This is a genomic window from Erwinia sp. AK-PDG3-5 (genome assembly GCF_056821705.1).
On record NZ_CM165967.1, the window covers coordinates 2679087 to 2700669 of the forward strand.

At 53.8% G+C, this 21583-nt stretch carries 24 protein-coding genes; 14 read left to right on the plus strand and 10 right to left on the minus strand.

Features of this window, described 5'->3' with window-relative positions:
• Positions 1 to 36: 36 nt before the first annotated feature.
• The 4 genes from tyrS to anmK all read right to left on the minus strand — a co-directional run bounded on the left by tyrS (position 37) and on the right by anmK (position 3624).
• A complete protein-coding gene (gene tyrS / locus AC1UKS_RS12285) occupies positions 37 to 1311 on the minus strand; it encodes a tyrosine--tRNA ligase (protein WP_482433810.1) in 1275 nt (424 codons plus the stop codon).
• A 136-nt stretch (positions 1312 to 1447) separates the two neighbouring features.
• Positions 1448 to 2104 carry a pyridoxamine 5'-phosphate oxidase gene (gene pdxH, locus AC1UKS_RS12290; RefSeq protein ID WP_265910301.1) on the minus strand — a complete coding sequence of 219 codons (657 nt, stop codon included), beginning with the start codon at positions 2102 to 2104 and terminating at the stop codon, positions 1448 to 1450.
• A gap of 65 nt (positions 2105 to 2169) precedes the next feature.
• Positions 2170 to 2481, minus strand: coding sequence for an MliC family protein (locus AC1UKS_RS12295; RefSeq protein ID WP_013201952.1), 312 nt, complete (start codon positions 2479 to 2481; stop codon positions 2170 to 2172).
• A 21-nt stretch (positions 2482 to 2502) separates the two neighbouring features.
• Positions 2503 to 3624 carry an anhydro-N-acetylmuramic acid kinase gene (anmK, locus tag AC1UKS_RS12300; protein WP_482433812.1) on the minus strand — a complete coding sequence of 374 codons (1122 nt, stop codon included), beginning with the start codon at positions 3622 to 3624 and terminating at the stop codon, positions 2503 to 2505.
• 278 nt (positions 3625 to 3902) lie between these two features.
• On the opposite strand from anmK, the gene slyB reads away from it, so the two are divergent.
• On the plus strand, positions 3903 to 4370 hold the full coding sequence (gene slyB / locus AC1UKS_RS12305) for an outer membrane lipoprotein SlyB (protein WP_151037600.1): 468 nt from the start codon (positions 3903 to 3905) through the stop codon (positions 4368 to 4370).
• A 31-nt stretch (positions 4371 to 4401) separates the two neighbouring features.
• Here slyB and slyA read toward each other — a convergent pair whose 3' ends face one another.
• Positions 4402 to 4839: a transcriptional regulator SlyA gene (gene slyA / locus AC1UKS_RS12310; protein WP_041692287.1), complete on the minus strand. Its 438-nt coding sequence runs from the start codon at positions 4837 to 4839 to the stop codon at positions 4402 to 4404.
• A gap of 146 nt (positions 4840 to 4985) precedes the next feature.
• Between slyA and AC1UKS_RS12315 the strand changes: the two genes are divergently transcribed.
• Genes AC1UKS_RS12315 through AC1UKS_RS12325 form a run of 3 tightly spaced genes read left to right on the plus strand, consistent with a single transcriptional unit; the run spans position 4986 to position 8099 of the window.
• A complete protein-coding gene (locus AC1UKS_RS12315) occupies positions 4986 to 5222 on the plus strand; it encodes a DUF1656 domain-containing protein (RefSeq protein ID WP_013201948.1) in 237 nt (78 codons plus the stop codon).
• Positions 5223 to 5226: 4 nt separating this feature from the next.
• Positions 5227 to 6084, plus strand: coding sequence for an efflux RND transporter periplasmic adaptor subunit (locus tag AC1UKS_RS12320; protein WP_053143471.1), 858 nt, complete (start codon positions 5227 to 5229; stop codon positions 6082 to 6084).
• Positions 6081 to 8099: an FUSC family protein gene (locus AC1UKS_RS12325; protein WP_482433815.1), complete on the plus strand. Its 2019-nt coding sequence runs from the start codon at positions 6081 to 6083 to the stop codon at positions 8097 to 8099. Before AC1UKS_RS12320 ends, AC1UKS_RS12325 begins: the two co-directional genes overlap by 4 nt.
• Before the next feature lie 24 nt (positions 8100 to 8123).
• On the opposite strand, the gene AC1UKS_RS12330 is transcribed toward AC1UKS_RS12325, so the two are convergent.
• Positions 8124 to 8363, minus strand: a complete 240-nt coding sequence (locus tag AC1UKS_RS12330; protein ID WP_265910297.1) for a DUF1289 domain-containing protein — start codon at positions 8361 to 8363, stop codon at positions 8124 to 8126.
• A gap of 175 nt (positions 8364 to 8538) precedes the next feature.
• On the opposite strand from AC1UKS_RS12330, the gene AC1UKS_RS12335 reads away from it, so the two are divergent.
• From AC1UKS_RS12335 to AC1UKS_RS12355, 5 genes are all read left to right on the plus strand, one after another.
• A complete protein-coding gene (locus AC1UKS_RS12335; protein ID WP_482433817.1) occupies positions 8539 to 9132 on the plus strand; it encodes a TetR/AcrR family transcriptional regulator in 594 nt (197 codons plus the stop codon).
• Positions 9133 to 9175: 43 nt separating this feature from the next.
• Positions 9176 to 10279, plus strand: a complete 1104-nt coding sequence (gene nemA, locus AC1UKS_RS12340; protein ID WP_482433819.1) for an N-ethylmaleimide reductase — start codon at positions 9176 to 9178, stop codon at positions 10277 to 10279.
• 171 nt (positions 10280 to 10450) lie between these two features.
• Positions 10451 to 10858 (plus strand): lactoylglutathione lyase, encoded by a 408-nt coding sequence (gloA, locus tag AC1UKS_RS12345; RefSeq protein ID WP_013201941.1) that lies wholly within the window; start codon positions 10451 to 10453, stop codon positions 10856 to 10858.
• A 105-nt stretch (positions 10859 to 10963) separates the two neighbouring features.
• On the plus strand, positions 10964 to 11611 hold the full coding sequence (gene rnt, locus AC1UKS_RS12350; protein WP_482433821.1) for a ribonuclease T: 648 nt from the start codon (positions 10964 to 10966) through the stop codon (positions 11609 to 11611).
• 48 nt (positions 11612 to 11659) lie between these two features.
• Positions 11660 to 12505, plus strand: coding sequence for an NAD(P)-dependent oxidoreductase (locus AC1UKS_RS12355; protein WP_482433823.1), 846 nt, complete (start codon positions 11660 to 11662; stop codon positions 12503 to 12505).
• A 53-nt stretch (positions 12506 to 12558) separates the two neighbouring features.
• On the opposite strand, the gene AC1UKS_RS12360 is transcribed toward AC1UKS_RS12355, so the two are convergent.
• Complete coding sequence (locus AC1UKS_RS12360) at positions 12559 to 12897, minus strand: Grx4 family monothiol glutaredoxin (protein ID WP_013201938.1); 339 nt, start codon at positions 12895 to 12897, stop codon at positions 12559 to 12561.
• 372 nt (positions 12898 to 13269) lie between these two features.
• Here AC1UKS_RS12360 and AC1UKS_RS12365 point away from each other — a divergent pair, with 372 nt between their 5' ends.
• Positions 13270 to 14109 carry a C40 family peptidase gene (locus AC1UKS_RS12365; protein ID WP_482433825.1) on the plus strand — a complete coding sequence of 280 codons (840 nt, stop codon included), beginning with the start codon at positions 13270 to 13272 and terminating at the stop codon, positions 14107 to 14109.
• Between the two features lie 43 nt (positions 14110 to 14152).
• Here the strand turns inward: AC1UKS_RS12365 and cydH are convergent, their stop codons facing one another.
• The gene (gene cydH, locus AC1UKS_RS12370; RefSeq protein WP_041691995.1) at positions 14153 to 14242 is read right to left on the minus strand and encodes a cytochrome bd-I oxidase subunit CydH; all 90 of its coding nucleotides are present in this window, start codon (positions 14240 to 14242) and stop codon (positions 14153 to 14155) included.
• A gap of 284 nt (positions 14243 to 14526) precedes the next feature.
• On the opposite strand from cydH, the gene purR reads away from it, so the two are divergent.
• Positions 14527 to 15552, plus strand: coding sequence for an HTH-type transcriptional repressor PurR (gene purR / locus AC1UKS_RS12375; RefSeq protein WP_013201936.1), 1026 nt, complete (start codon positions 14527 to 14529; stop codon positions 15550 to 15552).
• A 48-nt stretch (positions 15553 to 15600) separates the two neighbouring features.
• Here the strand turns inward: purR and punR are convergent, their stop codons facing one another.
• On the minus strand, positions 15601 to 16512 hold the full coding sequence (punR, locus tag AC1UKS_RS12380; protein ID WP_482433827.1) for a DNA-binding transcriptional activator PunR: 912 nt from the start codon (positions 16510 to 16512) through the stop codon (positions 15601 to 15603).
• Between the two features lie 113 nt (positions 16513 to 16625).
• Here punR and punC point away from each other — a divergent pair, with 113 nt between their 5' ends.
• Together punC and cfa are read left to right on the plus strand one after the other, a co-directional pair.
• Positions 16626 to 17816, plus strand: a complete 1191-nt coding sequence (punC, locus tag AC1UKS_RS12385; protein WP_482433829.1) for a purine nucleoside transporter PunC — start codon at positions 16626 to 16628, stop codon at positions 17814 to 17816.
• 301 nt (positions 17817 to 18117) lie between these two features.
• Positions 18118 to 19266: a cyclopropane fatty acyl phospholipid synthase gene (cfa, locus tag AC1UKS_RS12390; protein ID WP_482436965.1), complete on the plus strand. Its 1149-nt coding sequence runs from the start codon at positions 18118 to 18120 to the stop codon at positions 19264 to 19266.
• A 57-nt stretch (positions 19267 to 19323) separates the two neighbouring features.
• Here cfa and AC1UKS_RS12395 read toward each other — a convergent pair whose 3' ends face one another.
• On the minus strand, positions 19324 to 19974 hold the full coding sequence (locus tag AC1UKS_RS12395; protein ID WP_482436968.1) for a riboflavin synthase subunit alpha: 651 nt from the start codon (positions 19972 to 19974) through the stop codon (positions 19324 to 19326).
• A 230-nt stretch (positions 19975 to 20204) separates the two neighbouring features.
• Between AC1UKS_RS12395 and AC1UKS_RS12400 the strand changes: the two genes are divergently transcribed.
• On the plus strand, positions 20205 to 21578 hold the full coding sequence (locus tag AC1UKS_RS12400; protein ID WP_482433830.1) for an MATE family efflux transporter: 1374 nt from the start codon (positions 20205 to 20207) through the stop codon (positions 21576 to 21578).
• Positions 21579 to 21583: the final 5 nt, after the last annotated feature.

Sequence of the window (21583 nt, forward strand, 5' to 3'; positions counted from 1 at the left end):
AAGGCCGGACAAGCCGGCCTGATAGAGGTTGTTTTATTAGTTCCAGACGATCAGACAGTAGTTTTTCTTGCCGCGACGCAGCAGCGTAAAGCGGTCAAACAGGCGGTCGGTCTCGGCAAAGGTATATTCAGCGCTCAACTGCGGCTCGCCGTTGATGCTGACCGCTTTGGACTCGATCAACTTTCGCGCCTGACCGCGTGACGGGGCCAGATCGCCATCGACCATCGCCTGCTGAAGATCCTGACCGCGCTCCAGCGCCACAAACGGAATGCCGTCCTGCGCCAGCTGTTCAAAGTCGGCCTCGGTCATTTCGCTCAGCGATCCAGAGAACAGGCTTTTGGTAATACGTTCTGCCGCGGCCAGACCTTCCTCGCCGTGAACCAGACGGGTGACCTGCTCCGCCAGCACATACTGCGCGCGTGGGGCTTTGCCACTGCTTTTGTCTTCTTCTTCCAGCGCGTTGATCTCTTCCAGGCTCATAAAGGTGAAGAATTTCAGGAAGCGATAGACGTCGGCGTCAGCGGTGTTGATCCAGAACTGGTAGAACTTGTACGGGCTGGTTTTGCTGGCATCCAGCCACACCGCGCCGCCTTCGGTTTTACCGAATTTGGTGCCGTCCGATTTGGTGATCAGCGGAACCGTCAGGCCAAAGACCTGATTCTGATGCAGGCGACGGGTCAAATCGATACCGGAGGTGATATTGCCCCACTGATCGGAGCCGCCAATCTGCAGCGCCACGCCGTGACGCTCGTTCAGACAGGCAAAGTCATAACCCTGCAACAGGTTGTAAGAGAATTCGGTGAACGAGATGCCCTGATCGTCACGGTTCAGACGCTGCTTAACCGCTTCTTTATTGATCATCTGGTTAACGGAGAAGTGCTTGCCGATATCACGCAGGAAGGTCAGCACGTTCATGTTGCCGAACCAGTCGTAGTTATTGGCCGCAATCGCGCTGTTATCGCCACAGTCGAAGTCGAGGAACGGTGCAACCTGGTGACGAATTTTCTCGACCCACTCGCCGACCGTTTCGCTGGTGTTGAGCTTACGCTCATCCGCCTTGAAGCTCGGATCGCCGATCAGGCCGGTGGCGCCGCCCACCAGCGCCACCGGACGGTGACCGGCATCCTGGAAGCGTTTCAGGCAGAGTAACGGCACCAAATGGCCCAAATGCAAGCTGTCGGCAGTCGGATCGAAGCCGCAATACAGCGCGATTGGCCCTTGCGCCAGTCGTTCTGCTAACGCGTCTTCATCCGTTACCTGGGCTACCAGCCCACGCTCTTGCAATTGTTTGATCAGGTTACTGCTGGCCATCTGTGACTCCATGTAGAAAAGTCTGCACCTTAGCTGGTACACAGCTTTCCGCTGACTCGCGGAAGAAAAAATAAGGCATATAGAATAAAGCGCTGACGCACTCTGTGCCAGCGCTTAACGGGATTATTTCGCGGAATTACGGGGCGAGTCGGTCGATTTTCCAGCCGTCAGCATCACGCTGGTAGAAAAAACGGTCATGGAGGCGATGTTCACCGCCCTGCCAGAACTCCATTGAGTCAATTTTGATGCGGTATCCGCCCCAAAAACTCGGCAGGGGCACATCGCCCTGCTGGAACTTTTGCTTCAGCTCGAGGAATTTGCCTTCCAGCACGCCACGGGCAGAAATGCGGCTGGACTGTTTTGACACCCAGGCACCGATCTGGCTTTCACGCGGACGGCTGTGGAAGTATTTCAGCACCTCAATCATCGACAGCTTTTCCACCGTGCCGAGCACCATTACCTGTCGCTCCAGCATGTGCCAGGGAAACAGCAGGCTGATGCGCGGATTGGCTTCCAGATGATGCGCTTTCCGACTGCCGAGGTTGGTGTAGAACACCATGCCACGCGGATCGAAATGCTTCAGCAGCACGATGCGCTGATAAGGCTGGCCGTGCTCGTCAACGGTGGCCACGCTCATTGCCGTCGGATCCGGCAGCTGGGCGTCCACCGCCTGGCCCAGCCAGTGTTCAAACAGCGCCAGCGGATCGGCAGGCAGATCGTTACGGCGCAGGCCGCCACGGGTATATTCACGGCGCAGATGGGCAATCTGCTGCAGGTTATCACTCTCGTTCATCGCTCAGGCTTCTGCTGACAGGGGGAGGGAACATTGTGCGCCCGATCCCAATGGGTTTCAACGGCTTAACTGGCGTCCAGACGACAGTCATTGATGATGATTTTATCGTTACGCTCGATAAATGCGCCGTCACCTTTCGACCAGAAAACATATTTCCCGTCACTGTAACGCGTGCCGGAAGCGGCCTCCTGCTGTTTTAAGGTCAGCGGATTGCCATCAAGGATAAGGTTAACCTCCTGACGCGCATTATCAAGGCTGACCGTTAACGGTAAGGTGCCGCAGGTGTAATGCAGGGTTTTCAGTTGTTCCGGCTCAGCGTGGAAATAGCTGCAGCCTGACAACAACGCCGCAGTAGTGACTAACAAAATGCGTTTCATTTTCTCTCCGGTGGACAGTGTTTAGCGGTAATGGCCTGGATTAGCCGGATAGATCGCCCCAAGCACCGAGGCTTCTCTGGCGCCCGTGACGGACGGCAGATTGCCGGGCAGACCTGAAAGCGTGCGATAGGCCAGCCAGGCAAACGCCAGTGCTTCCATATCATCGCCGCTGATCCCGGCTTCATCGGTGGTGCCCACTTCGGTTCCCGGCAGCAAAGATGCCAAACGTGACATCAGCATCAGGTTGCGGCTACCGCCGCCGCAGACCAACAAGCGTTCACATCCGCCACTCAGCATCACCTGTTCGGCAATGGTAGTGGCCGTCAGTTCCACCAGCGTGGCCTGAACATCCTGTGGTTGCAGACCCGGGAACAGCGAGAGCTGTTGTTCGACCCAGCTCAAATTGAAATACTCACGGCCGGTAGATTTCGGTGCCGGCAACGCAAACCACGGATCGGCCAGCATCTGTTGCAACAGCGGCATGACCACGCTGCCCTGACCGCCCCATTCGCCGTCTTTGTCGTAGCTTTTCTGATGATGGCGCCAGATCCACGCGTCCAGCAGCATATTGCCCGGACCGGTATCGTAGCCGCCGATGGGCTTGCCCGGTATTAGCAACGACAGGTTGGCAATACCGCCAATGTTCAGCACCATCCGGCGCTCTTCGGGATGCATCAGGATCGCCTGGTGGAAGGCGGGGACCAGCGGCGCGCCCTGTCCGCCTAAGGCCATATCGCGACGGCGGAAGTCGCCCACCACGGTGATCCCGGTGGCGGCAACAATCTGGTTATTATCGCCAATTTGCAGCGTGTTTGGCGCCTCGCCCTGCGGTTCGTGCCAGACGGTCTGTCCGTGGCAACCAATGGCAGTGATGTCCTCACGCTCTAACCCTTCACGCTGGATGAGGGTTAGAACCGCTTCGGCAAATACTCTTCCTAACTGCGTATCGATTTGTCCAAGCTGTGACAGGGTTAACGACTGCCCCTGGCAGATGGATAAAATTGCCTGACGCAAGCCGGCAGGCAGCGGATGACAATAGCTGGCCTGCTGCGCCACCATCCGCTCATCTATCGCCGCCAGCACCACGTCAATGCCATCCAGGCTGGTTCCGGACATAACGCCGATATAACGTCCTGATCTCATGGTTTCGCCTTACCTGGTTTAGGTGTAAAAAGGATCCTGCTTATAGCCTCGCAAAATTAGCCAGGCAATTCTATGATTAACTAGCCATTTTTGGAGCCTGTAGCGTTTTCTGGCGTGGTTGAGTCAATTTTGCAGCTGATTGAGTCAGGGTTTATTCGTGCTGCGGTACACTTATCTCAGCAGTTTTTTTCCCCGAATCTTCGGCTCGTAACATATAATTACCCTATTGATCGCTGCACAGCTGACGGCAGCTAATGGATAACTAAGGAGTTTTAACGATGATAAAGCGCTTATTAATCGTGGCACTGACCGGCGTGACTTTGGCAGGATGCACCAACACTGACACGCTCTCTGGCGATGTTTACAGCGCCTCAGAAGCCAAGCAGGTGCAGAACGTCACTTACGGTACGCTGGTTTCCGTACGTCCGGTACAAATCCAGGGCGGTGATGAGAGTAATGTGATTGGCGCAATCGGCGGTGCCGTGCTCGGTGGCTTCCTCGGTAATACGCTGGGTGGCGGTACGGGTCGCAGTCTGGCGACTGCCGCAGGTGCTGTTGCCGGTGGCGTTGCGGGTCAGGGCGTGCAGGGCGCGGTCAATAAATCGCAGGGTGTTGAGCTGGAAATCCGTAAGGATGATGGCAACACCATCATGGTGGTTCAGAAACAAGCGGCCAGCCGTTATGCTGTTGGTCAGCGTGTGACCATGGCGTCAAATGGTAGCCAGGTCACCGTTTCACCACGCTAAGTGATAAAAAAACCGGCAATTGCCGGTTTTTTTATTCATCCCGATTTTGCAGTTCGAGAATGTTCTTTTCCAGACGGGCAATCAACGTCACCATCTTGTCTATCTCGCTTTGTGAGATACCAGACAAAATATCATCACGGGTCGCATCAATCACATGCTCAACCTGGGTGATAACCGGCGCAGCTTCCACCGTCAGTTTGATACGCTTCGCACGTCGGTCGCTTGCGCAGGTTGTGCGGGTAATCAGCCCCTTCTCTTCCAGCTGATCCAGCGTGCGGACCAGTGAAGGTTGCTCGATGCCAATCGCTTTGGCCAGTTGGATCTGAGACTGATCCGGTGGCAACTGGTGTATATTGTGCAGCGTTACCCAGTGCGTCTGTGTCAGTTCCAGTGGTTTAAGGCGTTGGTCAATCAATGACCGCCAGATACGCACCAATCGCGAGAGGTCTGATCCTAAAGGGGTATCCAATTTCATCTCCTTATAATTAGCTTGCTAGCTATTAAGCCTCATTTTAGACTATTCTGCGAGTTTACAGGACAAAATACAAATTCATCCGTCATGAAACGTATTGATTACCCGGCGCCGTTAACGGCCAGGCAAGAAGGATTTCTTCCGTGGATAACGCACATTTTTCATCTCCATCACCGCTAACCGATTTGGTGTTCGGTGCTTCGGTCTATTTTCCACCGCTGTTCAAGGCCGTGCTGCTGGGCTTTTTCATCTGGTTGCTGCTCCATCCGCTGCTGCGAGGCTGGATCTATTCAGGCGAAATCTGGCATCCCACGCTGTTAGACCTCTCCCTTTTTATTCTCTGCGTCAGCGCTTCGCTGTGGCTGCTTATCTCCTGGTGATCGCATGAAATTCAGCACCTTAAAATATTTTTCCACGGTAATCTTCTTTGCCGCTGCCCTGCTTGCCGGCTGGTGGCTGTGGAACTATTACATGCAGTCGCCCTGGACGCGTGACGGCAAAGTTCGCGCCGAACTGGTAAACATTACGCCGCAGGTATCTGGCCGCATTGAGCAACTGCTGGTCAAAGACAATCAGTTTGTCACCAAGGGCACCAAACTCTTAGTGCTGGATGATGAACCCTTTCGCATCGCCGTGTTAAATGCTCAATCTCAATTAGCAAAGGCGCAGTCTGACTTAGTCAAAGCGCAGCACGAGGCGCGTCGTCGCCAGAGCCTGCCGCGCAATGTCATTTCCGCCGAAGACCTGGATGCCGCCAACCTGACGGCTAAAGGAATGGATGCCGCAGCCAAAGCCGCTCAGGCAGAGCTGGACCAGGCCAACTGGAACCTGTCTCAGACCCAAATTACCGCGCCGACAGATGGCTGGATCAGCAATCTGGTGATCCGCCCGGGCAACTATGCCACCAGCGGCACGCCGGTTTTCGCGCTGGTCGACAGCCACTCGTTCTATGTCATGGGCTACTTCGAAGAAACCAAGCTGCGTCATATTCGTCCCGGCTACAAAGCCTCTATCAGGCTGTATAGCGACGATCGCGAACTGCAGGGCGAAGTCGAAAGTATTGGTCGCGCAATCTATGACCAGAGCGTGGAGACAGACAGCGGCCTGGTGCCCGATATCAAACCCAACGTTCCCTGGGTGCGCCTGGCGCAGCGCGTGCCGGTGCGTATCCGCCTGACTGACGTTCCGAAAGATCTGCCGCTGGTCGCTGGCACCACCTGCACCGTTTCTGTTCAGCCATGAACCTGAGCTGGCTGGAATGGCAGAATCTGCCATGGATAAAAGCGACCGGCGGTCAGTGGCGTTACGCCTTACGTAACGCCATCGCCATGTGTCTGGCGCTGAGCATAGCTTATGGTCTGCAGCTCGATGAACCCTACTGGGCAATGACCTCCGCCGCGGTGGTCAGCTTTCCTACCGTCGGTGGCGTGATCAGTAAAAGCCTTGGCCGTATTGCCGGCAGCCTGCTGGGTGCCAGCGCCGCGTTGCTGATTGCCGGTCACACCTTGAATGAACCGTGGCTGTTCGCGCTGGCAATGTCCGCATGGCTGGCGCTCTGTACCTGGATTGCCAACCATTATCACAATAACGTCGCCTATGCCTTCTCGCTGGCGGGATACACTGCCGCCATCATTGCTTTCACTACGGTGAATATCACCGACATCAACGATCTGTGGGATATCACCCAGGCCAGGGTGTGTGAGGTGATCTCCGGCATTTTGTGCGGCGGGCTGATGATGATGGTCCTGCCCAGCACCTCAGATGGCGATGCGTTGATTAAGTCATTGAACGAAATGCACACCAAGCTGCTGGAACATGCCGGATTACTGCTGCAAAAGGAAACCACAGACAATGTGCGTAGTGCCCACGAAAGTGTGATCAGCCAAATCCTGACCATGAATTTGCTGCGCATTCAGGCGTTCTGGAGCCACTACCGCTTCCGGCGACAGAACAACGTGCTGAATTATGTGCTGCACCAGCAGCTGCGCATGACCAGCGTGATCTCCAGCCTGCGGCGCATGCTGTTGAACTGGCCCGAACCGCCAGAAGTGCTGTTTACCGCAATGCATGAGTTGCTTAACGAGCTGGCAAAAAGTGACTGCAGTAAATACCGCCTGGCGCAGATCCTTAGCGCGGCGGCGCCAGGCGATAAAGGCGATTACCGCCATCAGGCTTTCTGGCACCGCTTGCGCTACTTCTGCTGGATGTACCTGAATATCAGCCGCTGGCTGCGTTTATTTGAACGGGCAGATGCTGACACCAGCCTGTCGCCGCCTGCCGTCCCAGCCCTTGCCCGCCATACCGACAGCGCCGAAGCCAGCTGGAGTGCACTAAGAACCTTCGTGGTCATCATGCTCGGGTGCGCGTTTACCATCACCACACAGTGGGATTCCGGGGATGCCGCCATCACCTTAGCGGCGATCAGCTGTGTGCTTTACTCGTCGGTGCCTTCACCTACCAACAGCGTTTCCTTACTGTTAAAAACGTTGATGCTATTGTCCGTGTTCAGCTTTATCATCAAATTTGGTCTGATGGTGCAGGTCAGCGTGCTGTGGCAGTTTTTGATTTTCCTGTTCCCGTTGCTAATTACGCTGCAGCTGTTTAAGTTGCAGCAAAAGAAACGGGCCAGCCTGTGGGCACAGCTGATTGTGTTTGGCGGTTCTTTCCTCGCCGTCACTAATCCGCCTACCTACGACTATCAGTCTTTCCTGAATGACAATATCGCCAAGGTGTGCGGCGTGATGCTGGCGTGGCTGGCGTTCCAGATCCTGCGTCCCAGTTCTGATAAGCGCCGCAGCCGCCGGCATATCCGCGCACTGCGTCGGGAATTTCTTGACCAGCTCAGCCGCCGTCCCCACCTCAGCCAGAGCAGTTTCGAATCGTTGATTTATCACCGCATCAATCAGCTAAACAGCAGCCGGGACGATCAGGCCAGGCTATGGTTATTACGCTGGGGTGTGGTATTGCTTAACTGTTCGCATATTGTCTGGCAACTGCGGGAATGGGATTCCGATTCCCCGACATTGCTGAGGATGCGCGATGCCACCCTGCGCGATCTCCATCAAATTATCAGCGAGCGTGGCGTTCATCACAGTTCATTGAGCGAAACGCTGGATGAATTGCAGACGATGGTGACGTCGTTAGCGGCGGAAGGCGGAGCACGAGAAACGGAGCTGGCGGGGATTATCTGGCGGTTATTCTGTTCACTATCGCAACTTCAGCAGGCGCTGCCAGAAGGCGCGCGCGCACCTGCGTAAGACATCAGCTTGGTGAGTCCCGACCTAAAACAGCGTCGGCTGCTCGGGTTCTTCCGGCAAATCCACTTTCCCGGCCCGTTGCAGGCGCAGAAAACGCTGGCGGCAGAGGCGAATAACCTCCCGCTTTTGCGCATCGGAAAACTTCATCCAGTTGAATCGCTCGTCACGACTGCGCAGGCAACCGCGACAATATCCGCGTTGGTCTGACTGGCAAATCCCCCGACAGGGACTTGGCACCGGGAAAAACTCAAGTTGTTCTGCCACTGCCCCTCCTGATGGATGCAATGCCTCTATTGAAGATCGGTTATCGGTTGTCTGCAAGTCTGAGCGCCGTTTTTTTATCCAATACCCACACACCCTGGTGCTGAGATGAGCAGTTTGTGCCGGGCGGAACCCGGCCGATTTGTAACAGACCGATCGGTCTGTTACTCTTTGCGCCATGAAAACGATTCGATCCGACACTCGAGAACATATCCTGCTTACCGGAGAACAGTTGTGCGTACAGCGCGGCTTCAATGGCATGGGATTGATTGAGCTGTTGAAAGTGGCTGAAGTGCCAAAAGGATCGTTTTATCACTACTTCCCCTCAAAAGAGGCGTTTGGAGTAGCGATGCTTGAACGTTATTTTGCCGTTTATCATCAACGTCTTCAGGCGTTTTTGGATGATCATCAAGGCAATCAACGCCAACGCATCCTCGACTATTACCAGCAATCGTTGAATACTTTCTGTCAGGAAAGTGCCTTCGCAGGTTGCTTATCAGTAAAGCTGTCAGCCGAAGTGTGCGATCTGTCGGAACCCATGCGTATCGCACTTGATGCGGGTTCTAAAGCGCTGATCGCCTCGCTAACGCAGGCAGTTGAACGTGCGGTGCAGCAAGGAACACTGACTCTGGTCAACGCCTCTGAAGCCTGCGCACAGAATCTTTATATGCTGTGGCTGGGTGCCAGTCTGCAAAGTAAAATCTCCCGTGACAGTTCGCCGCTGGTGAATGCGTGGCAGGAGATGACGCGGATGCTGCCAGAACCACATTAAAAAAAACACCATGACTAGTCGACCGGTCTACCAGGAGTAAGTAATGGAATTGAAGAAGCTGTTTACCCCGTTAAAATTGGGTGCGATTACCGTTCCGAACCGCGTATTTATGGCGCCACTGACTCGCCTGCGTAGCATTGAACCGGGTGATGTCCCAACGCCGTTAATGGGCGAATACTATCGCCAACGCGCCAGTGCCGGACTGATCATCTCTGAAGCAACCCAAATTTCTGCCCAGGCCAAAGGCTATGCCGGTGCGCCTGGCCTGCACTCTTCCGAACAGATTGCTGCCTGGAAAGCGATTAACGCCGGTATCCATCAGGAAGGCGGCCACAGCGCAGTGCAGCTGTGGCACACCGGCCGTATTTCGCATACCAGCGTGCAGCCAGAAGGCAAAGCGCCGATCTCCTCTTCTGCTATCAATGCAGAAACCCGCACCTCGTTGCGTGATGAGCAAGGTCAGGCTATCCGTGAAGCGACGTCCACACCGCGTGCCCTTGAGCTGGATGAGATTGCGGGCGTCGTCGCTGATTTCCGCAAGGCGGTGGAGAATGCCCGTGAAGCCGATTTCGATCTGGTTGAACTGCACTCTGCGCACGGTTACTTAATCCACCAGTTCCTGTCCCCGGCCTCCAACCAGCGTAGCGATATCTATGGCGGCAGCGTTGAGAACCGCACCCGCTTTGCGCTGGAAGTGGTTGATGCCGCGATCGCAGGCTGGAGCGCGGATCGTATTGGTATCCGTATTTCTCCGCTGGGCCCATTCAACGGCCTGGACAACGGTGAAGATCAGGAAGCTGCAGCGCTGTATTACATCGCTGAACTGGCTAAACGTAACCTGGCCTATCTGCATATCTCCGAGCCAGACTGGGCCGGTGGCAAGCCTTACAGCGAAGCCTTCCGTAAAGCGATTCGCGCGGTGTATCCCGGCGTAATTGTTGGTGCAGGTGCCTACACGGCGGATAAAGCCGAAGAGCTGATCGAAAAAGGGCTGATTGATGCCGCTGCCTTTGGCCGCGTGTACATCGCTAACCCGGATCTGGTTGAACGTCTGCGTGAAAATGCCCCGCTGAACGATCCTCGCCCTGAGCTGTTCTACGGCGGCGGCGCGGAGGGTTATACCGACTACCCAACCCTCGCGGGCTGATACCCGATTGCGTGATAAACAGGCTGCGCTGAGCGCGGCCTTTTCTTTTATCACCGCAAGTTGATGAATTTCCCGGCAGACAAAGCCTTCTGATTACCCTGCGTGCAAATCGCCGCTATACTTATTTTTTCCCCGTTATCGGATGATGACGTTTTACACCAAGAGGATGTTATGCGCTTACTTCACACCATGCTTCGCGTTGGCGATCTGCAGCGTTCCGTTGATTTTTATACCAAAGTGCTGGGTATGCGCCTGCTGCGTACCAGTGAAAACACCGAATATAAATACACTCTGGCGTTTGTGGGTTACACCGATGAGAGCGAAGGCGCTGTTATTGAACTGACTTACAACTGGGGCGTAGACAGCTACAACCTGGGCGACGCTTACGGCCACGTCGCGCTGGGCGTTGATGATGTTGCAGCGACCTGCGATCGTATTCGCAATGATGGCGGTAATGTCACCCGTGAAGCTGGCCCGGTTAAAGGCGGCACCACCATCATCGCCTTTGTAGAAGATCCGGACGGCTACAAAATTGAACTGATTGAGAACAAGCACGCTGGCCACGGCCTGGGTGATTAATGTTCCGGGGTGCCATAATGGCACCCTTCTTCCCCCTTCCCCTGCTGCATCTCGTGGTGAAATTTGCCATAATGCGCGCTGCATTTTTTCGCCAATGAGATCCTGATGTCTGAATCGAACGAACTGAACGCCCTCAGCAGCCGTTTTCGCGGTTTTTATCCGGTAGTAATTGATGTGGAAACCGCCGGTTTTGATGCGAAGACCAACGCATTACTGGAAATAGCCGCCGTCACCCTGAAAATGGATGAGAATGGCTGGCTGGAGAAGGACGAAACGCTCCATTTCCACGTTGAGCCGTTTGAAGGTTCCATTCTGCAACCTGAAGCATTGGCTTTTAACGGTATCGATCCATCGAATCCGCTGCGCGGCGCGGTCAATGAATATGAAGCCCTGCATGCCATTTTCAAATTGGTGCGCAAGGGGATCAAGGATCACGGCTGCAATCGCGCCATTATGGTGGCCCACAATGCGACCTTCGACCTGAATTTTACCAATGCCGCAGCCGACCGTGCAGGATTAAAGCGCAACCCGTTCCATCCGTTCGTGACCTTCGATACGGCGGCACTGAGCGGACTGGTACTGGGGCAAACCGTGTTAGCTAAGGCCTGCGCCGCTGCGGGCATGGCCTTTGACAGCAGCCAGGCACACTCCGCGCTGTATGATACCGTGCAGACTGCCGACCTGTTCTGTGAACTGGTAAACCGCTGGAAACGCCTCGGTGGCTGGCCGCTGCCGATCGCAGAAGAAAGCTAGCCTGCTAACTTTCAGCCATACTCTGCTGACCTAATGTGGAGATGCTGAATGAAAACAATTGCTGTCGTTGCGCCCGGTGCCATGGGATCTGCCATTGCCGGGCTCCTCACCCACCATCATCTTGAAGTGCTGACCTTAATCGAAGGTCGTTCTCAGGCAACAGCTGAACGCGCTAAACAGGCTGGCATGAAACCGGTCAGTGCGGAGGCGTTGATGCGTGCTGATGTCATCCTCTCTATCGTACCTCCCGCCTCAGCCGTAACGCTGGCTGAGTTTCTGGCTCCGCTGTTGAGTGCTGCCCAGACCAAACCCCTTTATGTCGACTGCAATGCCATCGGTGAAGATACCCTGAAACGGGTTGCCGCAACGATTGCGCCTACCGGCGCGGGGTTTGTCGATGGCGCGATCATCGGTCTGCCGCCGGCGTCCCCTGGAGATGAAAGTCCGCAATTTTGGTTTGCGGGCGATCGGGCTGACTCTCTGGCGGAACTGGAGAGGTTCGGATTGCGGGTCAACATCATGCAGGCGCAGACTGGCGCGGCGTCGGCGTTAAAAATGTCCTACGCCGGGATCAATAAAGGCATCACCTTGCTGTCTGCACTGATGCTGATTAATGCCAGTCGGGTGGGCGCTGCCGGAGCACTGCTTGAGGAAATGGAGGCGAGCCAGCCTGCACTGCTGGCGCGTTTGCGCAAGGCTATTCCGGATATGTACAGCAAGGCCTGGCGCTGGGCGCCAGAAATGGAAGAGATTGCGACGTTAAATGCCCGCGAATTGCCCGGCGAGCCGCTTTTTCACGCCCTTGCCACCTTCTGCCGTCAGATGGCAGAGGATCAGCAACAAGGCGGAGATTTCACCGATCTGCTTAACGCTTTTCTGCAGCAGCAAAAATAAGCATAAAAAAAGGCAGGCGCTCATCACGCCTGCCTTTTCTGCTTCTGACGGGCTTATTCAGCGGCGTCAGAAGGGTATTTTTGCGCGGTATCTTTAATCAGCTGCTGCAGTTCGCCCTGCTGGTACATCTGAATAATAATGTCGCAACCGCCGACCAGTTCACCGTCAATCCACAGCTGTGGGAAGGTTGGCCAGTTGGCGTATTTAGGCAGCTCAGCACGAATTTCTGGGTTCAGCAGAATATCGACATAGGCAAAACGCTCGCCACAGGCTGAAAGTGCCTGAACGGCCTGGGCAGAGAAGCCACAGCTTGGCAGTTTTGGTGAGCCTTTCATGTACAGCAGAATCGGGTTTTCTGCTATCTGGCGCTCAATTTTTTCAATAGTACTCATAAATGGCTTCCTTAATCGGATACTTCATGTCTATTTATTGTAGCGACTCTGCGGGCCCGATGAAAACGACATTTTTTAACAGTTGGGTACGCCCTCAGAGCCACCAGCAGGCAGGCGATAGCGTTAAAATAACATTTTCCTATTGCTTTCGCTGAATTAATGCATGAGAAAAGCACAGGTTTTGCGCATATAAACAGCTGATTTGGCTAATTTTTACAGTTTTTACTTGCTCTGTATCATTGAAACAAAAAAGACCTTACCTTTTGTTAATGAGTTAGATTAGAATTGCAAAATGACGCTGCTGAAAGGCAGAACTCCCTGTTTCTGGCAAGCTGTGGCCTCTGGTCGTAGCACAAACTGTTAATGGTAACGATGCGTTTACTTATCACGCTCTTCATGCTGGCCTTTGCCCAGCTGTTTTTCAATATGGCGCACGCATCGCCACATGCCCCTATTAATGCAAATCATCATAAGGCAGATAGCAGCACGCCTGCCCGAGAGGATGAGCGACGTAAACGCCGACCGGTTAAAGCCAACAGCACAAAAAAAGTTAAAGAATCCACCAGCAAAAAATCTCGCTTAACCTCAGTACAGAAGTTGAAGCTTAAAAAGAAACCTTCGCTGCAAACCGCCTCTGTTGAGACTGCCCCGTTGCACTCCAGCAAATACAAAAAGAAAACCACCTTAAACGCCGGAAAAAAACGCTATGGCCGCCATCGTGGCAAGGTTGTCGATACTGCTGAAGAGCTGACGTCAGATTCTGTTTCTGCGCCATTAAAGTTAAGCAAAGCTCACCGCGCCCGTTATCAAAAAGCCCGTGAAACAGCGATGACCAAACTAATGGGCCAGTTAGGTAAACCTTACCAGTGGGGCGGAACGTCGCCTAAAACCGGCTTCGATTGCAGCGGCCTGGTGTGGTATGCCTACAAAGATTTAGTGAAGTTTAAAATCCCGCGCACGGCGAATGAGATGTATCACCTGCATGATGCGGCTTCGATAAAACGTGATGAGCTGGAGAAAGGCGATTTAGTCTTCTTCCGCATTAACGGGCGCGAGACGGCGGATCACGTTGGCGTGTATCTGGGTGGTGGGAAGTTTATTCAGTCGCCACGTACTGGCAAGGATATTCAGGTCAGCGCCCTGGCAGATGATTACTGGCAGCGCCACTATATTGGTGCCCGCCGGATGATGACGCCAAAAACCATTCGATAGCAGAAATACTCAGAGCCGATCGTCAGACCGGCCCTGTTTGCACTTAATGCATGATCGCGGTGAAGCTAAACGCCATAATCATCAACAGTGCGCAAACCGTGGTCAGTAACGAGAATTTCAGATCGGTATCCATTTTTAATCCTAAATAGCCCTACAGTTTATGATGCCATCAATTTTCCCATACTTGACGGTAAAAATCTCGTTTTCTCTGCCAAGCCTTGTTAGAATTCTTTTTTTGTTGCGCAACGGCCCGCACCTTAAGGTGTTTAGCGGTCTTTAATCAGCGCTTTTTCCTTCCTGACGACTCCGGACAGCAACTAAAAAACGACTTCAGACGTCAGGTTTTCGATCTCACCAGGCAAACGATTAACAACAGGCTTATCAAACAGTTAAGATAGGCGCAGGAGTAGTTATTTCATGGCAACAATTAAAGATGTGGCAAAGCAAGCCGGGGTGTCCACCACCACCGTCTCCCACGTCATCAACAAGACCCGTTTCGTTGCAGAAGAAACGCGGGAAGCCGTGTGGGCCGCTATTAAGGCGCTCCACTATTCACCCAGCGCGGTTGCCCGTAGTCTGAAAGTGAATCACACCAAAACCATCGGGCTGCTGGCTACCTCGAGCGAGGCGCCCTATTTCGCCGAAATTATTGAAGCCATTGAAAACCGCTGTTTTGCCAAAGGCTACACGCTGATCCTCGGTAACGCCCACAATGATCTTGCCAAGCAACAGGCCTATCTGTCGATGATGGCGCAGAAACGCGTCGATGGCCTGCTGGTGATGTGTTCCGAATACCCGGACGAGCTGATCACCATGCTGGAAGATAACCGCAATATTCCGATGGTGGTGATGGACTGGGGTAAATCGCGCGGTGACTTTACCGATACGGTAGAAGACAACGCCTTTGAAGGCGGTTATCTGGCTGGGCGTTATCTGATCGACCGTGGGCATCGAGATATTGGTGTCATCCCGGGTCAGATGGAGCGCAACACCGGCGGTGGCCGTCTTGCCGGATTTATGAAAGCGTTGTCTGAAGCGGGCATTACCCTGCGTGACGAGTGGCTGGTTCAGGGCAATTTCGAACCAGAATCAGGTCATCAGGCGATGCAGCAAATCCTCTCACAGAAGCAGCGTCCAACGGCGGTGTTCTGCGGTGGCGATGTGATGGCGATGGGCGCAATTTGTGCGGCTGATGAGATGGGCCTGCGCGTTCCGCAGGATATATCGGTGATCGGGTACGATAACGTGCGCAACGCCCGTTACTTCACACCGGCGCTGACCACGGTTCACCAGCCAAAAGAACAGTTGGGCGAAACCGCCTTCGATATGCTGTTGGATCGTATCACCAGCAAGCGTGAAGAACCGCAGACGATTGAAGTACATCCTACATTGATCGAACGCCGTTCGGTTGCCGATGGTCCCTTCCTGGATTATCGCCGCTAATCCCGCTTAGTGCTGAGGGAGAATTCTCCCTCGGCACACCCTGTTGGCTCAGGACTCTTCCTTCAGCCATTCACTGTTCAGCGTGTCACTGTCACCCAGATAATCCAGCAACCAGCTCAGCGCCGGTGAAGCCTGCTGCTCAGACCAGCTCACGCAGCACGGGCTGTCCGGAAATCCGCCTTCCAGCGTCAGTTCATGCAAAGCGCCCTTTTGCAGCAGGGGTTGCGCCAAATGGCCCGGCACCATCCCCACGCACAAGCCCGCCAGCAGGCAGTCAAACGCGCTTTCCCAGTCTGGCACCACCAGCCGCCGCTGATTATCCAGTGTCCACGTGGTGCGTTTCGGCAAGGCTCTTGAGGTATCTTCCAGCACCAGTGAAGGCCATTCGCCGATCGCCTCTTCACTGGTTTCTGCGTGCTGACGTGCCAGCGGATGATTCGAGGCGACTACACAGCGCCAGTTGAGCGCGCCCATATTGCGGAAGGCGAACCGGCCTCCTACCGGGATAGCCTGTGTCGCGCCGATGGCCACATCCACCCGCCCGTCGGCCAACGCATCCCAGACGCCGTTAAATACTTCTGCTGACAGATGCAGTTCCATATCCGGGAAGTGTCGATAAAAGTCGACTACCAGCTGCCGGGTGCGCTGAGATTTAACGATGCGATCGACGGCGATATTAATTTGCCCTCGCCAGCCGTTAGCGACCTGCTGGCACTGTCGCCGGGTGGCGAGCATTTTTTTGATGACACTACGCCCTTCCTGGATGAATACCCGTCCCGCATCGGTCAGCACCACATCGCGATGGCGACGCTCAAACAACGGCACGGCAAGCCATTCCTCCAGCTGCCGCACGGTATAACTGATGGCTGAGGGTACGCGATGGAGCTCTACGGCGGCTGCGGTAAAACTGCCGCTGCGGGCAACCGCATCAACCACTTCAAGGGAATGTTCTGACCACATAATCTGCCTGCAATATTTTTGAACGCAACCTGCAAATATTACCGTTTCACAAGCTGTATGGCACGCGATTACACTCTGCGGCGTTTCGTTCATCACAAATAAAGAGAAAAAGAATGCCTTCGAAAGGATTTATTGTTTACCTGGCGCTGTTAAGCGTGGCAGGTTTCCTCGCTACCGATATGTACCTGCCTGCCTTTGGTGCCATGCAACAAGACCTGCAAACCGATGCCGGGATCATCAGTGCCAGCCTCAGCCTGTTCCTGGCGGGTTTTGCCATCGCCCAGCTGTTTTGGGGTCCATTGTCGGATCGTATTGGCCGTAAGCCTGTACTGTTGATGGGTCTGAGTCTGTTCGCCGTCAGTTGTGGCGCGATGTGGTGGGTAAATTCTGCTGCTGCCCTGCTGGCGTTGCGCTTTGTGCAAGCGGTGGGGATTTGTGCCGCTGCCGTCAGCTGGCAGGCACTGGTTGTCGACCGCTATTCCGCCAGCCAGGCAAACCGCGTATTCGCCTCGATCATGCCGTTAGTGGCACTCTCGCCTGCGCTCGCGCCGTTACTGGGCGCCTGGTTACTCAACCATTTCAGCTGGCGCGCCATTTTTGTCGCCCTGCTGTTGGTCGCAGTGGTGCTGCTGATTTCCACCTTGTTCCTCGCGCCAACGGTGAAGAAGCCGGTGGTGGATGGCGTGAAGAAAATGGGCTTTTTCAGCCTGTTAAAATCGCCGGTTTACAGCGGTAACGTGCTGATTTATGCCGCCTGTTCAGCCAGCTTCTTCGCCTGGCTGACCGGGTCGCCCTTCATTCTTGGCGCTCTGGGCATGTCTCCCGGTGACATTGGGCTGAGCTACGTGCCTCAGACGCTGGCCTTTTTGATTGGCGGCTTTGGCTGCCGTACGTTGCTGAAACACACTGAAGGCCGCTCCCTGCTGCCCTGGTTGCTGGCAATCTATTCCCTCAGTATTGTGGCTTTCTTTATCGCCGCGCAGATTGAAGATCCGTCTATGGTGGCGTTATTGCTGCCGTTCTGCGGTATGGCGTTAGCAAACGGTGCGATTTATCCGATTGTCGTGTCGAATGCCCTCTTACCTTTCCCGCAATCGAGTGGTAAAGCCGCTGCCCTGCAGAACACGCTGCAACTGGGTTTGTGCTGTATCGCCAGTCTGATTGTTTCCACATTTATCAGCACATCGCTGTTCACCACCTCGCTGGTGATGATCTCAACTGTTGTTCTGGCAGGAATCGGCTATATTTTACAACGGGCGAAGGCGGAAAAGCTGGCTCTGGCGGACGCACACAGCGGTCGCTAACAGCTTGATTCCAATTGGTTAGCACCCTAACAATAAACAATTGAATATTGCCTGGCGTGAGCATATACTCATTTCAGGCAACACAAAATAACAAGTTCGTCGCAATTTTTTGAGTCCTGACAGGGTGGTCAAGGTGTTATCCCGCGCGGCATTCGTTGCGCAACTCTGCAGGCACTATTCTTAACAATCCTCTGTAACGCCGGATATCAGGCGTACGGTTTATCCGTGCGTGTTCTCAAATCCTGTAGAAATTGTCTATTCTATTTCTCAGGTTTCAATCACACAGGGTGATGGAGAAGCTATGAGTTCATCGTGTATAGAAGAAGTGAGCCTGGTCGAGGATCATTGGTATCGAATCGTCCAGGAAATGCTACGCAATGCGGATATTGAGGTCAACGGCACACGCCCCTGGGATATCCAGATTAAAAATCCGGAGTTCTTCAAGCGCGTGATGCAAGAGGGCTCACTGGGATTGGGCGAAAGTTATATGGATGGCTGGTGGGAATGCGAAAATCTGGATATGTTTTTCCATCGCGTTCTGGTCGCTAAACTCGATCAACAACTCCCCCACCACTTTAAAGATACGCTCAGAATAGCTGCCGCCAGATTAACCAATCTGCAATCACGAAAACGCGCCTGGATTGTTGGTAAAGAACATTACGATCTGGGTAACGATCTGTTCTCACTGATGCTTGATGATCATATGCAATATTCCTGTGGCTACTGGAAAGAAGCGCAAACGCTGGAAGAAGCACAGAGTGCTAAATTAAAAATGATCTGCGATAAACTGCAATTAGCACCGGGCATGTCACTGCTGGATATTGGTTGTGGTTGGGGCGGACTGGCTGAATATGCCGCCAAAAATTACGGTGTCAGCGTATTTGGCGTAACGATCTCTGCTGAACAGCAGAAAATGGCCCAGCAGCGATGTGAAGGGCTGGATGTCACTATTCTGTTGCAAGATTACCGCGATTTAAACCAGCAGTTTGACCGCATATCTTCCGTAGGCATGTTTGAACATGTTGGACCTAAAAACTACGCCACCTATTTTGACGTGGTAAACCGCAATCTGAAACCTGACGGTATTTTCCTGCTCCACACCATAGGTGCCAATAAGACCAATGAACATGTTGATCCCTGGATCAATAAGTACATTTTCCCCAATGGCTGTCTGCCTTCAGTACGCCACATCTCTGAAGCGCACGAGCCGCATTTCGTTATGGAAGACTGGCACAACTTTGGTCAGGACTATGACACCACTCTGATGGCATGGCACGAGCGGTTCCTCGCGGCCTGGCCCCAGCTGGCAGAAAAATACGGTGAGCGTTTTAAACGGATGTTCGTCTATTACCTGAATGCCTGTGCCGGCGCTTTCCGCGCCCGCGATATTCAACTGTGGCAGGTGGTCTTTACCCATGGGGTTGAGGGCGGTTTACGCGTCCCGCATTAAGATCGCTCAAAAAAAAGGCTGACAAGATGAATTGTCAGCCTTTTTTTATTTTATGGGTTACTCATCAAGCTCTGAGGCTGCCGCAGCAAGCAGAGCCGCTTCACGTTGAGCCAGTACCCGTTCGACGGTTTCGACAATCGCCTGGGTATGAGGATCGATTTCAATATTCACCCGATCACCCAGACGTTTCGCGCCCAGCGTGGTTCTCGCCAGCGTTTCAGGAATAAGGTGGACACAGAATTTAGTTTTAGTCACTTCACCCACAGTCAGACTGATCCCTTCAATGCCAATAAAGCCTTTATGAAGGATATATTTCATCTGCTGAGCGTCCTGCGGCTTAAACCAGATTTCGCGATTATTCTCAGAGGTAATAATTTTGCTGATTTCTGCGGTGGTCATAATGTGCCCGGACATCAAATGACCGCCAATTTCATCGCTGAATTTTGCCGCACGTTCAACGTTAATCGTATCGCCGACGTTAAGGTCGCCAAGATTCGTAATACGCAATGTCTCTTTCACTAAATCAAAACTGACGCGATCGCCCTGCACTTCAGTTACCGTCAGGCAGCAGCCATTGTGAGAAACAGATGCGCCCAACTCCAGACCCGGCAACAATTCAGCCGGTAAGCGGACGATATGCGTACGGAAATTAGGTTTCTCTTCAATTGCCAGCACCTCTGCGGTGCCCTGCACAATACCGGTAAACATAGTCATGGCCTCAATAATTGAATTCTTGCACTAGTTTGCCCTGGCTAAGTGAGAAAACCAAATGCAACCGGATGATTTAACGTGACATGAAGAGCTATTCTTAACGCGAATCATTGGCTATTTCCTCTGCGATCATTACACTGTGCGGCCTGCCCTGCTGATAATTCGCTAAAATAACGTTTTTTGCCTTCGCAGAGCCCCTTCCTCCCGCTAATTCAATAGGTGTATAAGTGCAGAAGTACCTGACAGAGGCGCGTCAATTATTAGCGCTGGCAATCCCGGTGATCCTTGCGCAAGTTGCGCAAACCGCAATGGGTTTTGTTGATACCATTATGGCCGGCGCAGTGAGCGCCACGGATATGGCCGCCGTCGCCGTGGGCACGTCTATCTGGTTGCCTACCATTCTCTTCGGCCATGGTCTGTTACTGTCACTTACGCCTGTTGTTGCGCAATTTAACGGCTCCGGCCGACGCGATCGCGTGGCTTATCAGGTTCGCCAGGCTTACTGGCTGGCTGGCGTGGTCGCCATCGTGATCATGGTGGTGCTGTATAACGCCGGATTTGTTATCCGTTCGATGAAGAATATCGACCCGAAAATGGCGGAGATTGCTGTCGGCTATCTGCATGCGCTGCTATGGGGCGCGCCGGGCTATCTGTTCTTCCAGGTCATGCGCAATCAGTGCGAAGGGTTATCTAAAACCAAACCTGGCATGGTGATGGGCTTTATTGGTCTGCTGGTGAATATCCCGGTTAACTATATCTTCATTTATGGTCATTTCGGCATGCCGGCTCTCGGCGGCGTGGGCTGTGGCGTGGCAACGGCTTCGGTCTACTGGGTGATGTTTATCGCCATGAAGTATTGGGTCAGCCGCGCGCGCTCCATGCGTGATATCCGTCTGACCGATCGCTTCACCCGTCCCGATCATGCGGTTCTATGGCGCCTGTTCAAGCTCGGCCTGCCGGTGGCACTGGCGCTGTTCTTCGAAGTGACGCTGTTTGCCGTGGTTGCCCTGCTGGTTTCACCCATGGGCATCGTCAAAGTGGCGGGCCATCAGATCGCGCTGAACTTCAGTTCGCTGATGTTCGTGCTGCCGCTTTCGCTGGGTGTCGCGACCACCATCCGGGTGGGATTCCGCCTGGGGCAGGGCTCGACGGAAGCAGCCCGGGTTTCCGCCTGGACCGCGCAGGCGGTGGGCGTGTCGCTCGCCTTGATAACCGCGCTTTTCACCATCACCTTCCGTGAACATATAGCGCAGCTCTATACCGATAACCCAGAGGTGATCACCCTTGCCGCTCATCTGATGCTGCTGGCAGCGATTTATCAGTTCTCCGACTCAATTCAGGTGATTGGTAGCGGTATTTTGCGCGGTTATAAGGACACCCGTTCGATCTTCTTCATCACCTTCATTGCCTACTGGATACTGGGCTTACCGTGCGGATATGTTTTGGCGATGACCGACTGGGTAGTGCCAGGCATGGGGCCTGCGGGTTTCTGGATCGGTTTTATTATCGGCCTGACCTCTGCAGCAGTGATGATGGTGTGGCGGATGAGGCGTCTGCAACAACAGCCAGCAGCGGTGATTCTGGCGCGCGCAGCACATTAATTTTT

What these genes read in the sequence shown, in the direction of transcription:
- tyrS (WP_482433810.1), bottom strand. Translation starts at nt 1,311, where the DNA reads ATGGCCAGCAGTAACCTGATCAAACAATTGCAAGAGCGTGGGCTGGTA.
- pdxH (WP_265910301.1), bottom strand. Translation starts at nt 2,104, where the DNA reads ATGAACGAGAGTGATAACCTGCAGCAGATTGCCCATCTGCGCCGTGAA.
- AC1UKS_RS12295 (WP_013201952.1), bottom strand. Translation starts at nt 2,481, where the DNA reads ATGAAACGCATTTTGTTAGTCACTACTGCGGCGTTGTTGTCAGGCTGC.
- anmK (WP_482433812.1), bottom strand. Translation starts at nt 3,624, where the DNA reads ATGAGATCAGGACGTTATATCGGCGTTATGTCCGGAACCAGCCTGGAT.
- slyB (WP_151037600.1), top strand. Translation starts at nt 3,903, where the DNA reads ATGATAAAGCGCTTATTAATCGTGGCACTGACCGGCGTGACTTTGGCA.
- AC1UKS_RS12320 (WP_053143471.1), top strand. Translation starts at nt 5,227, where the DNA reads ATGAAATTCAGCACCTTAAAATATTTTTCCACGGTAATCTTCTTTGCC.
- AC1UKS_RS12325 (WP_482433815.1), top strand. Translation starts at nt 6,081, where the DNA reads ATGAACCTGAGCTGGCTGGAATGGCAGAATCTGCCATGGATAAAAGCG.
- AC1UKS_RS12335 (WP_482433817.1), top strand. Translation starts at nt 8,539, where the DNA reads ATGAAAACGATTCGATCCGACACTCGAGAACATATCCTGCTTACCGGA.
- nemA (WP_482433819.1), top strand. Translation starts at nt 9,176, where the DNA reads ATGGAATTGAAGAAGCTGTTTACCCCGTTAAAATTGGGTGCGATTACC.
- gloA (WP_013201941.1), top strand. Translation starts at nt 10,451, where the DNA reads ATGCGCTTACTTCACACCATGCTTCGCGTTGGCGATCTGCAGCGTTCC.
- rnt (WP_482433821.1), top strand. Translation starts at nt 10,964, where the DNA reads ATGTCTGAATCGAACGAACTGAACGCCCTCAGCAGCCGTTTTCGCGGT.
- AC1UKS_RS12355 (WP_482433823.1), top strand. Translation starts at nt 11,660, where the DNA reads ATGAAAACAATTGCTGTCGTTGCGCCCGGTGCCATGGGATCTGCCATT.
- AC1UKS_RS12360 (WP_013201938.1), bottom strand. Translation starts at nt 12,897, where the DNA reads ATGAGTACTATTGAAAAAATTGAGCGCCAGATAGCAGAAAACCCGATT.
- AC1UKS_RS12365 (WP_482433825.1), top strand. Translation starts at nt 13,270, where the DNA reads ATGCGTTTACTTATCACGCTCTTCATGCTGGCCTTTGCCCAGCTGTTT.
- cydH (WP_041691995.1), bottom strand. Translation starts at nt 14,242, where the DNA reads ATGGATACCGATCTGAAATTCTCGTTACTGACCACGGTTTGCGCACTG.
- purR (WP_013201936.1), top strand. Translation starts at nt 14,527, where the DNA reads ATGGCAACAATTAAAGATGTGGCAAAGCAAGCCGGGGTGTCCACCACC.
- punR (WP_482433827.1), bottom strand. Translation starts at nt 16,512, where the DNA reads ATGTGGTCAGAACATTCCCTTGAAGTGGTTGATGCGGTTGCCCGCAGC.
- punC (WP_482433829.1), top strand. Translation starts at nt 16,626, where the DNA reads ATGCCTTCGAAAGGATTTATTGTTTACCTGGCGCTGTTAAGCGTGGCA.
- cfa (WP_482436965.1), top strand. Translation starts at nt 18,118, where the DNA reads ATGAGTTCATCGTGTATAGAAGAAGTGAGCCTGGTCGAGGATCATTGG.
- AC1UKS_RS12395 (WP_482436968.1), bottom strand. Translation starts at nt 19,974, where the DNA reads ATGTTTACCGGTATTGTGCAGGGCACCGCAGAGGTGCTGGCAATTGAA.